A 15,450-nucleotide genomic window follows, 5' to 3' on the forward strand; every position below is an offset into this window, starting at 1 on the left:
TTCGTCGTACCCGTCCTCTAGGGTTTCGCACATGAGCGGGGATCACTTCGACGAGGCCGGCGCCGCGGTTCAGGCGGCTCTCGACGCGGGAGCGCGGTATGCCGACGCCCGGGTCATGCTGCGGCGGACCGAGACCATGAGCGCGCGTGACGGTGAGGTCGAGGATCTGAGTTCCGACGAGAGTGCCGGCATCGGGGTGCGGGCCCTGGTCGGGTCCAGCTGGGGCTTCTACTCCGTACCGGATCTGTCGGATGCCGCGGCCCGGGCTGCCGGGCGGCGGGCCGCGGAGATCGCCGCCGCCAGTGCTCTGGTGCCCGGGCCGGCGATCGACCTGGTGCCGGCCGGTGCGGCCACGGCCAGCTGGGCCAGTCCGTGCGAGATCGACCCGCTGTCGGTGCCGCTGTCCACCAAGGGTGACCTGCTCGTGGCGGCCACCGCGGCCGCGCGGGACGCCGGGGCCGACCTGGCCGAGGGCATCTACCAGATCTGGGACACCCGCAAGTGGTTCGCGTCCAGCGACGGGCACCGCATCGATCAGCACATCCGCGAGTGCGGCGCCGGCATCACCGCCATGGCGTACGGTGACGGCGAGATCCAGCGACGCTCCTGGCCCTCGCACCGCGGGCAGTACGAGAGCCGGGGCTGGGAGCTCGTCGACGAGCTGGCCCTGACCGACAATGCCGCGCGGATGGCCGACGAGGCGCGCGCACTGCTCACCGCGCCGCTGTGCCCGTCCGGGGAGACCACGCTGATCCTCGGCGGCGAGCAGCTGGCCCTGCAGATCCACGAGTCGGTCGGGCACGCCATCGAGCTCGACCGCATCCTGGGCTGGGAGGCCGCGTTCGCCGGCACCTCCTGGCTGGACCTCGAGCGGCTCGGCAGCCTGCGCTACGGCTCCGAGCTGATGAACATCACCATCGACCCGACCATCCCCGGCGCGCTGGGCAGCTTCGGCTACGACGACGAGGGCACGCCGGCGGCCCGCCGCGACGCGGTGCGCGACGGCATCTGGGTCGGGGTGCTCGCCGGGCGCGACTCCGCCGCGATGGCCGGCCTCGACTACGCCGGCAGCGTCCGCTCCGACGGGTGGGCGCGGCTGCCGATGGTGCGGATGACCAACGTCGGCCTCGAGCCGGGCCCGCACACGCTCGACGAGATCATCGCGGCCACCGACGACGGCGTCATGATGGACATCAACCGGTCCTGGTCCATCGACGACCGCCGGCTCAACTTCCAGTTCGGCTGCGAGATCGGCTGGGAGATCAAGAACGGCAGGCGGGGGCGGATGCTGCGCAACCCGACCTACACCGGCATCGGGCCGAAATTCTGGCAGTCGATGGACATGCTCTCGTCCGAGACGGTCGCCTGGGGCACCCCCAACTGCGGCAAGGGGCAACCCGGCCAGGTGGGTCACACCGGGCATCCGGCCGCACCGGCACGGTTCACCGACGTACGGGTGGGAGTCCGCGGATGACCGACCGAGCTGTGCACACCGAACTGGACCTCGCGGCGCGCGTGGTCGAGCTGACCCGGCGGCTGGCCGGCGCGCACGCCGAGGCCGAGGTCGTCGCGGCCCACTCGGCGGAGGCGCTGACCCGCTTCGCCAACTCGGCCATCCACCAGAACGTCGCGGACGCCACCACGACCGTACGGCTCCGGCTGCACGTCGACGGGCGTACGGCGGGCGGCTCGACCACGGTGACCGACGCGGAGGGCCTGCGCTCGCTGGTGGAACGCACCCTCGCCGCCGCCCGGCTGTCCCCACCGGACGCCTCCTGGCCGGGTCTCACCCCGCCCACTCCGCTCGCCCCGGACGCCGGCTTCGACGAGGCCACCGCCGGCGCCGGCCCCCGGGACCGCGCCGCCCGGGTGCGCGACTTCGTGGAGGCGGCGGGCGGGCTCGAGACGGCCGGCTACTGCCGCACCACGTACGCGTCCGGCGGCTTCGCCAACACGCTCGGGCAGGCGGTGCACGGCCGCGTCGCCGAGGCCGCGATGGACGGCATCGCCCGCCTCGCCGGCGCCGACGGCATGTCCCGCCGCGCCGCCTCCCGCCTCGCCGACCTGAGCGGCGCCGAGCTGGGCGCCCGCGCCGCCGCGAAGGCCCGCGCCGGAGCCACCCCGGCCGAACTCCCACCGGGCCGCTACGAAGTGATCCTCGAACCGACCGCGGTCGCCGACCTCCTCGACAACCTCGCCACCTTCGGCTTCAACGGCAAGTCGTACGCCCAGCACCAGTCCTTCGCCGAACCGGGCACCCAGCAGTTCGACGAGGCGATCACCCTCACCGACGAGCCCCTCGGCACGATCCTCCCCTTCGACGCCGAAGGCACCCCCCGCGCCACCCTGACCCTGGTCGAGAACGGCACCACCCGCGCGGTCAGCCACGACCGCACGTCCGCCGCTGAAGCGGGCACGGTCTCGACCGGCCACGGCTCGGCAGCCTCCCGCTCCTGGGGCCCCACCGCCGTCAACCTCCGCCTCGCCCCCGCACAGCCGCCGGCGCACGACGCAGGTCCGACATCGGCAGGCGCGAGCACGCCGGGCCCAGCGCACGGGACGGCGGGCGCGGGCTCCTCGGGCTCAGCGCACGGGACGGCGGGCGCGGGCTCCTCGGGCTCAGCGCACGGGACGGCGGGCGGCGGCGGACCGGAGGCGGCGGGCCGACCCGCTTCATCGCCACCCGGCCGACCGGTCACGCTGACGGCGGCCGGCCCGGTGGTGCCGACGGCAGCCAGCCCCGTGGTGCCGACGGCAGCCAGCCCCGTGGTGCCGACGGCAGCCGGCCCGGTGGTGTCGTCCGCGGCCGGCCCGGTGGTGCCGTCGGCGCGGCGGCTGGTGGCCGGGATGCGGCGCGGGCTGCTCGTGACCGACCTCTGGTACACCCGCGTCCTCGACCAGAAGAGCCTCGTCGTCACCGGCCTGACCCGCAACGGCGTCTGGCTCGTCGAGGACGGCGAGATAGTGGCCGCCGTGGGCAACCTGCGCTTCACCCAGTCCTACCCCCAGGCCCTGGGCCCGGGCGCCGTCCTCGGCATCGGCACCGAGGCGATCTCCCTGCCGGACCGCTGGTCGGGAGTCCGCTACACGGCCCCTGCCCTCCACCTGGCCTCCTGGAACCTCACCGGCAATGCCTCCGGCTGACCTCGCCCCCTCCCCGGCCCCGATCCCGGCGACTGCGAGCCGGCCGGAGGCCCGAGCCGCTCCATCCTCCGGCGCATTGACCGGCGTGCTTCACTGGGGCCGTGAGCGACATGCCGCCTGACCAGGGAACGGACCGCACCCCGAACACCCCGACCACCGCGGCTGGCCCGACCACCGCGGCTGGCCCGGCCGACCCAACCGGCCCGGCGGACCTGGCCGACCCGACCCGCGCCACTGAGCCGGCCGGCCAACCCACGACCGGCGTCCCCGCCGGCGCCACGGCAGCCGGTCCAGGCAGCCCGCTCACCCCACCGACGACCACCCCAGCCAGCGGCTCCGCCGGGCAGCCAGCCCCAGCCAGCGGCTCCGCCGAGCAGCCAACCCCCGCCAGCGGCTCCGCCGGGCAGCCGGCCCCTGGCAGCGGCTCGGCCACCGCCTCACCGACCACCGCCGGCAGCGCCCGCACCAGGGCGGCTCGCCTCGCCCCCGCCGCCCCCGCTCCACCTCGCCGCCGCCGTTGGTTCATCGGCGCGCTGGCTGCCGGGGCCGTCCTCGTTCTCGTCGGCCTCTGCGTCGGTGGGATCGCCGTGGTCTCCGCCTTCTCCGGCCTGCGGGACGACCACGCCGACGCTCGCGAGGATCGCCGGCTGCGGGACGCCGCCTGCCTCGAGCTGGAGCAGCGCCTCAACCGCCTTGTCCCGCCCGGAGCCACCACGACTCCGCAGGGGCGGGCCGTCGCCGTACGCGACGAGAACGCCGCCACCCGCATCTACGTGAACCAGGTGGGCGACGACCGCGCCGTCGACGGGTGGCGGCAGTTGCTCGACGCCCGTACCTCCTATGCCGAGGCCCTCGATGCGCAGGTGAAGTCGCGTACCCCGGCGTTCTTCGTCGCTCCCCGGACCGGCGACGGCCGGGCCGTCACCGACGAGCTGGACCGCTTCTCCCCCGCCCCGTGCGCCGGCCCGATCCGCCGCCTGGCCACCCCCGACCTGTAACCCGGACCCCGACCACCCGGCCGCGGACAAATACGGCCCCACAACCGCCTGACAAACCCCGCCCGCCCGGCCGAGGACAAATACGGCCGAGGACAAATACGGCTCACCCGGCCGAGGACAAATACGGCTCAGCCGGCCGCGGAACAAACCCGGCCCGACCGCCGCCCCGGACCCGGCCGCCCGCCCCGGACGACCCGGCCGGAGTGAGGTAGCTCGCGGTAAGCCATCCCTTACGGCGCATCCTGCTGACCTTCGTTGTAACGTGTGCCACACATTGCGGACGCACACCACCGACAGGTTCCTGCGCGCCCGCCGCCAGAGCACGTCATGGCTGCACTGTTCAGGGAGACGTCAATGACGACGACGGCAACGAAGCTGGATGCGGGGCGTGCGCGCGCCGCCATCGCGGCGAAGACGTTGCGTACGGACCGGTGGTGGATCGCACCTCTGGTCACCTTCGCAGGACTGAGCGCGTGGGTGATCTACGCCACTGTCCGCGTGTTCATGCACAAGTGGTACTACGTGGAGCAGTTCCACTATCTGACCCCGTTCTACTCGCCGTGTCTCACCGACCGGTGCGTCGAGGGGTCCGCGGAGTTCGGCACCCCGCTGCCGTCCTTCTGGCTGATCCCGGAAGCCGCGTTGACCCTGCCGTTCCTGCTGCTCTTCCGCCTCACCTGTTACTACTACCGGAAGGCGTACTACCGGGCCTTCTGGATGTCGCCGCCGGCCTGTGCCGTGCCCGACGGGCACCAGAAGTACACGGGTGAGACGCGCTTCCCGCTGATCTTCCAGAACATCCACCGGTACGCGTTCTACGCCGCCGCGATCATCTCGGTGATCAACACCTGGGACGCGATCGTCGCCTTCCGGTCCGGGGACGAGTTCGGGTTCGGGCTGGGCAACATCATCCTGGTCGGCAATGTCGTGATGCTGTGGGCGTACACGGTGTCCTGCCATTCGTGCCGGCACATCGTCGCCGGGCGGCTCAAGCATTTCTCGAAGCACCCGGTGCGGTACCGCTTCTGGGTCTTCGTGTCGAAGCTCAACGCCCGGCACATGCAGCTCGCCTGGATCACCCTGGGCACGCTCGCCCTGACCGACTTCTACGTCATGGCGCTGTCGGCCGGCTGGTTCTCCGACCTGCGCTTCATCAACTAGAGGGCCCTGCACAATGACTACGCGAATCGAACGACACCACTACGACGTCGTCGTCATCGGCGCGGGCGGGGCCGGGCTGCGCGCCGCCATCGAGGCACGGCTGGCGGGCAAGAAGACCGCCATCATCTCGAAGTCGCTGTTCGGCAAGGCGCACACGGTCATGGCCGAGGGTGGCGCCGCGGCGGCGATGGGGAACGTGAACAGCCGCGACAACTGGATGGTGCACTTCGGTGACACCATGCGCGGCGGCAAGTTCCTCAACAACTTCCGGATGGCGGAGCTGCACGCCAAGGAGGCCCCGGAGCGGATCTGGGAGCTGGAGACGTACGGCGCGCTGTTCGACCGTACGAAAGACGGCAAGATCTCCCAGCGCAACTTCGGCGGCCACGAGTATCCCCGCCTCGCGCACGTCGGCGACCGTACGGGACTGGAGCTCATCCGTACGCTCCAGCAGAAGATCGTCTCCCTTCAGCAGGAGGACTTCGCGGAGACCGGGAGTTACGACTCGCGGATCCGGGTCTTCGCCGAGACGACCATCACCGAGCTGCTGCTGGACGGCAACCGGGTGGCCGGCGCGTTCGGCTACTACCGGGAGTCCGGCGAGTTCATCCTGCTGGAGGCGCCCGCGGTCGTGCTGGCCACCGGCGGGGTGGGCCGCTCCTACAAGGTGACCTCGAACTCGTGGGAGTACACCGGCGACGGCCACGCGCTCGCCCTGCGGGCCGGCGCGACGCTGATCAACATGGAGTTCCTGCAGTTCCACCCGACCGGCATGGTCTGGCCGCCCAGCGTCAAGGGCATCCTGGTCACCGAGTCGGTACGCGGCGACGGCGGCGTCCTGCGCAACTCCGACGGCAAGCGGTTCATGTTCGACTACGTCCCCGACGTGTTCCGGCACCAGTACGCCGAGACCGAGGAGGAGGCGGACCGCTGGTACACCGACCCGGACAACAACCGCCGCCCGCCGGAGCTGCTGCCCCGCGACGAGGTGGCCCGGGCCATCAACAGCGAGGTCAAGGCCGGCCGCGGCACCAAGTCCGGGGGCGTGTTCCTCGACGTGTCCACCCGCATGCCGGCCGAGACGATCACCCGGCGGCTCCCGTCCATGTATCACCAGTTCAAGGAGCTGGCCGACGTGGACATCACCAAGGAGCCGATGGAGGTCGGACCGACCTGCCACTACGTGATGGGCGGCGTCGAGGTCGACCCGGACAGCGGCGCGGCGTTCGGCTCGGTCGAGGGCCTGTTCGCGGCCGGCGAGGTGTCCGGCGGCATGCACGGCTCCAACCGGCTCGGCGGCAACTCGCTCTCCGACCTGCTCGTGTTCGGCAAGCGGGCGGGGGAGCACGCGGCGGCGTACACCGACGCGCTGCCGAAGCGGCCCAAGGTGGCGACGTCCGATGTGGAGCAGGCCGTGGACACCGCGCTGGCGCCGCTGAGCCGGGAGAACGGCGAGAACCCGTACACGTTGCAGCAGGATCTTCAGGCGGTCATGGGCGACCTGGTCGGCATCATCCGGCGCGAGGGTGAGCTGACCGACGCGCTCAAGCGGCTCCAGGAGCTGAAGCTGCGGGTGGCGAACGTCGGTGCCGTCGGCGGCCGGCGCTACAACCCGGGCTGGCACCTCGCCCTGGACCTGCGCAACATGCTGGTCGTCTCCGAGTGCACCGCGAAGGCGGCGCTGGAGCGGGAGGAGTCGCGCGGCGGGCACACCCGCGAGGACTTCCCGAAGATGAGCCCGGAGTGGCGCAAGCTGAACCTCGTCTGCTCGCTGGACGACAACGGCGACGTGCACCTGGACCGCAAGCCGGTGCCCACCATGCGCGACGAGCTGCTGCGGCTCTTCAAGCGCACGGAGCTCAGCAAGTACCTGACCGATGAGGAACTCGCGAAGTTCGACGCGATCGCGACGGAGGCCAACTGATGAAGCGCCACTTCCGGGTCTGGCGGGGCGACGAGTCCGGCGGCGAGATCCAGGACTTCGACGTCGAGGTCAACGACGGCGAGGTCGTGCTCGACATCATCCACCGGCTGCAGGCCACCCAGACCCCCGACCTGGCCTGCCGCTGGAACTGCAAGGCGGGCAAGTGCGGCTCCTGCTCGATGGAGATCAACGGCAAGCCGCGCCTGGGCTGCATGACGCGGATGTCGACGTTCGAGGAGAACGAGACCGTCACGATCACCCCGCTGCGCACCTTCCCGGTGATCCGCGACCTGGTCACGGACGTGTCCTTCAACTACGAGAAGGCCCGTGAGACCCCGGCGTTCGCGCCGCCGCCCGGCGTCGCCCCGGGCGACTACCGGATGCAGCAGGTCGACGTCGACCGCTCCCAGGAGTTCCGGAAGTGCATCGAGTGCTTCCTCTGCCAGAACACCTGCCACGTGGTCCGCGACCACGAGGAGAACAAGAAGGCGTTCAGCGGCCCGCGCTACTTCATCCGCGCGGCGGAGCTCGACATGCACCCGCTCGACGACCGCACGGACCGCAAGGAGTACGCCCAGGCCAGCCAGGGTCTCGGCTACTGCAACATCACGAAGTGCTGCACCGAGGTCTGCCCCGAGCACATCAAGATCACCGACAACGCCATCATCCCGATGAAGGAACGCGTCGTCGACCGCCGCTACGACCCCCTGGTCTGGCTCGGCCGCAAGATCTTCCGCCGCGACCAGCTCCAGAACGGCTCGGCCACGAACATGGCGCCCAGCTCCTCGGAGGGCGTCACCGGCGTGGCGGCCGGCCTGTCCGGCGCGGGCACCCGCCCACCCCAGGCCCCCGCGGTCGGCGCCGACGGCAAACTGGAGGTCGCCGAGCTGCTCTCCCCGCACGCGGGCGGCCCCTCACCCTTCGGCAACGACCAGGAGTTCCCCCTCCCGAACATCACCTACAACCACCCCGAACAAGACAAGAGCTGAGCGCAGAGGGACCCGCTTTCCGGCGGGTCCCTCTCCTTTTCCCGTACGGCCACACCCCGCCCCCGCCCCCACGAGTAGCACACCCGTTCTAATCGCGGGTAGAGTGGCGCCGTGAGTGCTTACCAGCCGTCGATGCTCGACCTGATGGGCGGGCCCGCGCCGACGCTCGACCCCCTCCCCGGCCGCCTGCGCCGCCATCACCTCACGGCCGGCGCCTGGGTCGACGTGCTACCCGGCTGGATCCACGGCTCCGACGACATCTTCGAAACCCTCCGCACCGACGTCGACTGGCGAGCCGAACGCCGCCCGATGTACGACGGCGTCGTGGACGTTCCCCGCCTCCTCCGCTGGTACGGCCGCGACGAACAACTCCCCCACCCGGCCCTCACCGAGGCCCGCGACCGGCTCTCCGCCCACTACCACCCCGAGCTCGGCGAACCCTTCGTCACGGCGGGCATGTGCCTCTACCGCGACGGCCACGACAGCGTCGCCTGGCACGGCGACACCCTCGGCCGCTCCGCCCGCCACGACACCATGGTGGCCATCGTCTCGTTCGGCTCCCCCCGCAACCTGATGCTCCGCCCCCGAGCCGGCGGCGCGGAAACCCTCCGCTTCCCCCAGGGCCACGGCGACCTCATCGTGATGGGCGGCTCCTGCCAACGAACCTGGGAACACGCCATCCCCAAAACAGCCCGCCCGGTAGGCCCCCGCATCAGCGTCCAGTTCCGCCCCATCAACGTGGCCTGACCCACCCCCACCACCGCGCAGCACAACCCACCCCCACCACCGCGCAGCACAACCCACGCCCACCACCGGGCAGCACTACCCACCCACGCTGGCGGCGGCGCAGCACAACCCACCCGAACTGGCCGCCGCGCAGCACAACCCAGCCACACTGCGCCCGGCGGAACACGGCCAATTCCCGGCCTGGCCGCCCGACCGACAACGTCCGCCCGCACCGGCCGCCAGACCTACGGCGTCCGCCCGCAAGAGCCGCCCGGCCCGCAACACCCTCCCGCCCAGTGCACGGCACCCGCCCGCAGCACCCACCCAGCCCACGGCGCATACCCGCAGCACCCACCCAGCCCACGGCGCACACCCGCAGCACCCACCCAGCCCACGGCGCCCGCCCACCCATCTGCCGGCGGCCACGTGGCCCGCAGCTACTTGCGCAGGGATCTGGTCGCCGGGCCGTTCGGGTCGCGGACGAGGCAGGTGACCCCGCGATCCTCCGCCCACGTGCTCGCATCCGGGTACAGGAAGTGAAGCTTGAGCCGGTCGTCCGGCACGGCCACATACGAGTCGAACGCGGCGACGCACCGCTTCAGCGCCTGGGCCTGCGTCTCGCGCGCACCCGGATAGGCGCCCGCGGGCAGCACCGAAACCCCGGTCACCTCACCCTCGTGCAGGCTCGTGCACGACACCGTCCGCACCCGGGACTCCCGGCTCGACGGCACCGTCGCGACGCAGTCCCCCGCCTGAAGGTCGGCGACCGACACGTAGGCCCCGACCCGCGTACCCGAGCTGCTCGTGTCATCCGACGTGGCGATGGCGAAGACCACCCCGGCGACGATGACCAGCAGCCAGCACCCGGCGGCAACCAGCCCGCCGATGGCCAGCCCCCTGCCGCCCTGCCCCCGCCGCTTGATCTGCACCAGCGCGACGATCCCGAAGATGACGGACAGCAGAATGCCGCCGAGCAACCCGAGAACCAGCGACGCGATCGCGAACCCGTTCGTCCCCCGCGCCGGCTGCCCGTAACCGGCCGGCGGCGGCCCGGGATAGGGCCCACCCGACACCCCACCGTAGGCCTGACCCGGCACCCCCCAAGCCTGCGCACCATAGCCCGACCCAGGCTGGCCGCCATAGGCCGACTCGGGCTGACCACCGTAGGGCGGCGACCCGGGCTGGCCGCCGTAGGGCGACCCGGGCTGGCCAGCGTAAGGCGACCCGGGCTGGCCGCCGTCGGCAGGACCGGACTGTGGATCGTAGGCCTGCCCAGGCTGCGCACCGAAGGCCTGCTCGGATTGAGCGCCGTAGGGCTGCGCGCCGAAGGCCTGACCCGGCTGCGCCCCATACGGCTGCTGGCCGCCGGGCTGCTGGTCCGGAGGCGGGGGCATCGGCGCGAATCCCGGCTGGGCGGGCTCGGCGGTGGGGTCGGAGGGCGGGCGCTGCTCAGTCACGGGAGGGACGTTAACAATCGCCATGATCGACCGCTGTCCCGAACGATCTCAACTCCGCATCGGGCCCCCAACCCCGCGGGCCCGAAGCGGGCATTCGCCGTACATATTTACTGTCGACGATGTTACACATGCATTGACATGCGTCTTCAGGAACTTACACTCCAAGTGAAATTAGTCCCTCAAGGATGAGGTGACGATGAGCGGTCTCGTCCTCGATCGGATCGGCGTTCGTTTCGGTGGGCTCGTCGCCCTCGACGGTGTCTCGTTGCGCGTCGCTCCCGGGCGTACGGTCGGGGTGATCGGTCCGAACGGCGCCGGGAAGACCACGCTTTTCAATGTCGTCTGCGGGTTCGTCAGCCCGACCGGCGGCTCGCTGACCCTCGACGGCCGCCCGTTGCGGCCCCGGCCGCACCGGCTCACCCGGCTCGGCATCGCCCGCACCCTGCAGGGCGTCGGCCTCTTCTCCGGCCTGACCGTGCTGGAGAACGTCCTGGTCGCAGCCCCCGCAACGCCCGGCGAAAGAGCCGCAACGCACGGGGTAACAGCCGCAGCGCCCGGGGAAACAGCCGCGACGCCCGGCAAAGAAGTCGCACCGCACGGGGTAACAGCCGCAGCGCCCGGGGAAACAGCCGCGACGCCCGGCGAAGAAGTCGCACCGCACGGGGTAACAGCCGCGGCGCCCGGCGGAAAGGCCGGCGGGAGGGACCGGGCGATGGCCGCGCTCGAGCGGTGCGGCGTCGCCGAGCGGGCCGGAGACCTTCCCGGCATGCTTCCGTACGCCCTGCGCAAACGCGTAGCCCTCGCCCGCGCCCTGGTCTCCGACCCCCGGATCCTGCTGCTGGACGAGCCGGCGGGCGGCCTCAGCGCGCGCGAGATCGACGAACTGCGGGAGCTCATCGCCGGCCTGTCCTGTGCCGTGCTGCTCGTCGAGCATCATATGGATCTGGTCATGTCGGTGTGCGACGAGATTCTGGTGCTCGACTTCGGACGGCCGGTGGCGCACGGCACGCCGGACGAGATCCGTGCCGACGAGGCGGTCGCCGACGCGTACCTGGGGGCCGCCGGATGAGCGCGCCGCTGCTCCGGGCCGAGGGGCTCACCGCCGGGTACGGGGCGGCCCCCGTGCTGCACGACGTCGATCTGGACGTGGTGGCCGGTTCCATCACCGCCGTGCTCGGTGCCAACGGGGCGGGAAAGACGACGCTGCTGCGTACCCTCTCCGGGTTGTTGCCGGCCACCGGCGGCCGGGTCGCGCTCGACGGCCGGGACCTGCGCGGGGTCCGCGTCGAGGAGATGGTGCGCCGCGGGGTCGCGCACGTGCCCGAGGGTCGCGGCGTGGTCACCGAGCTGACCGTGGACGAGAACCTGCGGCTCGGCGGCCTGTGGCGCCGGGACCGCGCCGACGCGAGGCGGGCCCTCGGCGAGGTGTACGAGCTGTTCGAGCCGCTGGCGCGCCGCCGTACGTTTCACGGCCATCAGCTGTCCGGCGGTGAGCGGCAGATGCTCGCCCTGGGCCGCGCGCTCGTCGGGCGGCCGCGGCTGCTGCTGCTGGACGAGCCGTCGCTGGGGCTGGCGCCGAGGGTCACCGCGCAGATCATGCGGTTGTTGCGCACCCTGCGGGACCGCAGCGGGCTGACCGTGCTGCTGGTCGAGCAGAACGTCCGGGGCGCGCTGGCCATCGCGGACGAGGCCGTCGTGCTGTCGCTGGGCCGCGTCGTCACCCGGGGCACGTCGATCGACGAGGACCTGCGGCACGCCTATCTGGGCTTCTAGGAGGCACCTTGGACCGGTTCGTGTTCCTCACCTTCGACGGGCTGAGCCGGGGCGCGGTCTACGCCGCGTTCGCGCTGGCGCTGGTCCTGATCTGGCGGGCGACGAGGATCGTCAACTTCGCGCAGGGCGCCATGGCGGTCGCCACCGCGTACGCCGGCTATTCGGTCTCCGCCGCGACCGGGTCGTACTGGCTGGGGTTCGGGGTGGCGGTTCTGGCCGGCATCGTGCTGGGCACGGTCACCGAGCGGGTGGTGATGCGCTTCGTCGATCATTCGTCACCGCTGAACGAGGTCGTGGTGGCGCTCGGGCTGGTGCTGGTCATCCAGGGCGTGCTCGGGATGATCTACGGCAACGAGTTCCGCCCGGCCGCGGCGCCGTTCAGCCGGGACGCGTTCACGGTCGGCGGGGTGGCCCTGCTGTCGCGCTTCGACCTGTTCGTCTTCGCGGCGGTGGGCGCGGTGGTCGCGGCGCTCGCGCTGCTGTTCACGCGTACGGACACGGGCCTGCGCATGCGCGCGTCGGCGTTCGCGCCGGACGTCTCCCGGCTGCTCGGGGTGAACGTCGGCGGCATGCTGACGCTGGGCTGGGCGCTGGCCGCGGCGGTCGGGTCGCTGGCCGGGATGCTGGTGCTCCCCACCGAGCTGGGGTTGCACCCGAACGCCATGGACATCGTCTTCGTGTCGTCCTTCACGGCGGCGGTCGTCGGCGGGCTGGACAGCGCGGTCGGTTCGGTCGTGGGCGGGCTCGTGGTGGGGCTGCTGCTGTCGTACGTCAGCGGCTATCTCGGCGCGACCGTCGCCCCGATCGCGGTGCTCGTGCTGCTGGTCGTCGTCCTGCTGGGCCGGCCGGGCGGGCTGTTCGGCCGATCGGCGGCAAGAGCGGTATGACGACCGGCGGCGGCAAGAGCGGCGAGAGCGGCGAGAGCGGCATGACGGTTCTGCGATATCTGATGTGGACGGTCTTCGCCGCCGCGCTGATCGTCGTGCTGACGTACGCGCTGCCGCCGTTCCGCACCTACCAGCTCGCGACCGTGGGGGCGTACCTGTGTGTCACCGCGGGGTTGACCGTCCTCACCGGACTGAACGGGCAGTTGTCGCTGGGGCACGGCGCGCTGATGGCGACGGGCGCGTACACGGTCGCGCTGGTGCAGGACGGGCTGGCCGGGCGCGGGCAGTGGACCCTGCTCGTGTCGGTGCTGGCGGCGATCGGGACGACCACTGTGGTCGGTGGCGTGGTGGGGCTCGCGGCGGCCCGGCTGCGCGGTCCCTATCTGGCCGGCCTCACCCTCGCCGTGGCGGTGGTGGTTCCGGCCGTCGCGAGCACCTGGGACGAGACGTTCAACAGCGACCAGGGCCTGTCCGTGGTGCTCGATCCGCCGCCCGGCACGGTGCCGTTCGAGCGGTGGCAGGCATGGCTGGCGTGGGCGGGCGCGCTGGTGACGATGGTCGCGCTGACGGTGCTGGTGCGGGGCCGGTTCGGCCGGGAGATGCGCGCCGTACGCGACGACGAGACCGCCGCGCGGCTGGCGGGCGTCAGCGTGGGGCGTACCCAGGTCCTGGCCTTCGTGGTCAGCGCCGCCTGCGCCGGGCTCGGCGGCGCGCTGTTCGCCGTGCTGGCCCAGAGCGTCTCGCCCGGCGCCTTCCCGCTGTCGCTGTCGCTGTTCCTGCTGATGGCCATCGTGATCGGCGGCCTGGGCAGCCTGGCCGGCGCGCTGTGGGGCGCGGTGCTGCTCGTCGCCCTGCCGGCGGTGGCGCACAGCGTCACCGAGGGCATCGACGCGCAGCGGCTCGAGGGCAATCTGCCGCTGGCCCTGTTCGGCCTCACCTTGATCGTCGTGATGCTCGCCGCTCCCGGCGGCATCGCCTCCCTCCGACCCTTCCGACGGCCCTTCGCACGCTTGAGGAGAAAGACGTGAGACGCTTCTGGACCGCCCTGACCGTCCTGGCCCTGGCCGCCGCGACCACCGCTTGCAGCGACGGCGGCGGGGGCGGCAGCGGCGGGAACACCCCGGGTGTCACGGACACCGACATCCTGGTGGGCACGCACATGCCGCTGACCGGCCCGGCCGCCGCCGGCTATTCGAAGATCGCGCCGGCCACCCGGGCGTACTTCGACTACGTCAACGCGAACGGCGGCGTGCACGGCCGGAAGATCACCTACAAGATCATGGACGACACCTACAACCCGGCGACCACCCAGCAGGTCGTGCGCGAGCTCGTGCTCCAGGACAAGGTCTTCGCGATCCTCAACGGCCTCGGTACGGCCACCCACACCGGCGTCCTCGACTTCCTGCGCACCAACCGGGTGCCGGACCTCTTCGTGGCGTCGGGCAGCCGCAGCTGGAACCAGCCGGACAAATATCCGGGGACGTTCGGGTTCAACGTGGACTACACGGTCGAGGGCAAGATCCTCGCCACCCACGTCAAGCAGGACCAGGCCGGGAAGAAGGTCTGCTTCCTCGGGCAGGACGACGACTTCGGCCGCGACTTCCTGGCCGGCGTGGAGAAGGTCCTCGGCCCGGTCGCGGCGAAGCAGTCGTACGTGACCAGCAACCCGAACGTCGGGCCGCAGCTGGGCGCGCTCAAGCAGGCCGGCTGCCAGGTCGTCATGCTGGCGACCGTGCCCGGCTTCACCGCGCTGAGCCTCGGCACCGCCGCGAAGATCGGCTTCCGCCCGCAGTTCGTCGTCTCCCAGGTCGGCGCGGACATCTCCACGCTGACCCGGCAGCTCGGCCCGGCGGCCCGACTCACCGAGGGCCTGGTCTCGGCCAACTACCTGCCGCTGAGCACCGACGACGCGAACCCGTGGATCCAGCTGTTCAAGAAGGTCAACACGCAGCACAACGGCACCGCCGAGTTCGACAACAACGTCGTCTACGGCATGGCGGTGGGTTACCTGTTCGTGCAGAGCCTCCAGACCGCCGGGAAGAATCTGACCCGCGACGCGCTCATCGCCGCGGTGGAGAAGGGCGGATTCCAGGGCGCCGGTTTCGCCCCGCTGCGGTTCTCGAGCTCGAACCATTCCGGGTACGGCGGGGAGCAGCTCACCCGGGTTCAGGGCGGCAAGCAGGCGTACTTCGGCGACGTCCTCGAGACGGACGACGGCGACGGGGCGGTGCGGGCGTACCGGACGCCACCGGCGGCCCCGCCGGCGAATGGCATCCCGGCGGCCGCATAGCACGAAGGCTTCCGAGACGAAACGGTTGCGGCTCGCCGCCGGTCCATGCAGGGTTGGCGGCGAGGCGGTTACTCGTTAGTATTCAGCACTCCGAGTGCACT

The 15,450-nt window shown here is 71.8% G+C and carries 13 protein-coding genes; 12 read left to right on the forward strand and 1 reads right to left on the reverse strand.

Annotated features, from left to right (window positions below; genetic code table 11):
* Nucleotides 1-31 precede the first annotated feature (31 nt).
* From CLV70_RS18025 to CLV70_RS18060, 7 genes are all read left to right on the forward strand, one after another.
* Nucleotides 32-1,474: a TldD/PmbA family protein gene (locus CLV70_RS18025; RefSeq protein WP_106127695.1), complete on the forward strand. Its 1,443-nt coding sequence runs from the start codon at nt 32-34 to the stop codon at nt 1,472-1,474.
* Entirely contained in the window at nt 1,471-3,144 is a 1,674-nt protein-coding gene (locus CLV70_RS41080) for a metallopeptidase TldD-related protein (RefSeq protein WP_245908308.1), read from the forward strand. Before CLV70_RS18025 ends, CLV70_RS41080 begins: the two co-directional genes overlap by 4 nt.
* 587 nt (nt 3,145-3,731) lie before the next feature.
* Nucleotides 3,732-4,142, forward strand: a complete 411-nt coding sequence (locus CLV70_RS18040) for a hypothetical protein (protein ID WP_106127696.1) — start codon at nt 3,732-3,734, stop codon at nt 4,140-4,142.
* Between the two features lie 354 nt (nt 4,143-4,496).
* Nucleotides 4,497-5,303, forward strand: coding sequence for a hypothetical protein (locus CLV70_RS18045; protein ID WP_106127697.1), 807 nt, complete (start codon nt 4,497-4,499; stop codon nt 5,301-5,303).
* Between the two features lie 13 nt (nt 5,304-5,316).
* Nucleotides 5,317-7,227: a fumarate reductase/succinate dehydrogenase flavoprotein subunit gene (locus CLV70_RS18050; protein ID WP_106127698.1), complete on the forward strand. Its 1,911-nt coding sequence runs from the start codon at nt 5,317-5,319 to the stop codon at nt 7,225-7,227.
* Nucleotides 7,227-8,216, forward strand: a complete 990-nt coding sequence (locus tag CLV70_RS18055; protein ID WP_106127699.1) for a succinate dehydrogenase/fumarate reductase iron-sulfur subunit — start codon at nt 7,227-7,229, stop codon at nt 8,214-8,216. The genes CLV70_RS18050 and CLV70_RS18055 overlap by 1 nt, the downstream gene beginning before the upstream one ends.
* A 132-nt stretch (nt 8,217-8,348) precedes the next feature.
* On the forward strand, nt 8,349-8,963 hold the full coding sequence (locus tag CLV70_RS18060) for an alpha-ketoglutarate-dependent dioxygenase AlkB (protein ID WP_106127700.1): 615 nt from the start codon (nt 8,349-8,351) through the stop codon (nt 8,961-8,963).
* A 416-nt stretch (nt 8,964-9,379) separates the two neighbouring features.
* On the opposite strand, the gene CLV70_RS39695 is transcribed toward CLV70_RS18060, so the two are convergent.
* Entirely contained in the window at nt 9,380-10,039 is a 660-nt protein-coding gene (locus tag CLV70_RS39695) for a DUF4190 domain-containing protein (protein ID WP_158277775.1), read from the reverse strand.
* Between the two features lie 556 nt (nt 10,040-10,595).
* Here CLV70_RS39695 and CLV70_RS18070 point away from each other — a divergent pair.
* Genes CLV70_RS18070 through CLV70_RS18090 form a run of 5 tightly spaced genes read left to right on the forward strand, consistent with a single transcriptional unit; the run spans nt 10,596 to nt 15,349 of the window.
* A complete protein-coding gene (locus tag CLV70_RS18070; RefSeq protein WP_106127940.1) occupies nt 10,596-11,468 on the forward strand; it encodes an ABC transporter ATP-binding protein in 873 nt (290 codons plus the stop codon).
* Nucleotides 11,465-12,172, forward strand: coding sequence for an ABC transporter ATP-binding protein (locus tag CLV70_RS18075; RefSeq protein WP_106127702.1), 708 nt, complete (start codon nt 11,465-11,467; stop codon nt 12,170-12,172). Before CLV70_RS18070 ends, CLV70_RS18075 begins: the two co-directional genes overlap by 4 nt.
* 8 nt (nt 12,173-12,180) lie before the next feature.
* Nucleotides 12,181-13,059, forward strand: coding sequence for a branched-chain amino acid ABC transporter permease (locus tag CLV70_RS18080; RefSeq protein WP_106127703.1), 879 nt, complete (start codon nt 12,181-12,183; stop codon nt 13,057-13,059).
* Nucleotides 13,056-14,087, forward strand: a complete 1,032-nt coding sequence (locus CLV70_RS18085) for a branched-chain amino acid ABC transporter permease (RefSeq protein ID WP_106127704.1) — start codon at nt 13,056-13,058, stop codon at nt 14,085-14,087. Before CLV70_RS18080 ends, CLV70_RS18085 begins: the two co-directional genes overlap by 4 nt.
* Nucleotides 14,084-15,349 carry an ABC transporter substrate-binding protein gene (locus CLV70_RS18090; protein ID WP_106127705.1) on the forward strand — a complete coding sequence of 422 codons (1,266 nt, stop codon included), beginning with the start codon at nt 14,084-14,086 and terminating at the stop codon, nt 15,347-15,349. Before CLV70_RS18085 ends, CLV70_RS18090 begins: the two co-directional genes overlap by 4 nt.
* Nucleotides 15,350-15,450: the final 101 nt, after the last annotated feature.

This window comes from Pseudosporangium ferrugineum (genome assembly GCF_003002065.1).
Lineage (GTDB): Bacteria > Actinomycetota > Actinomycetes > Mycobacteriales > Micromonosporaceae > Actinoplanes > Actinoplanes ferrugineus_A.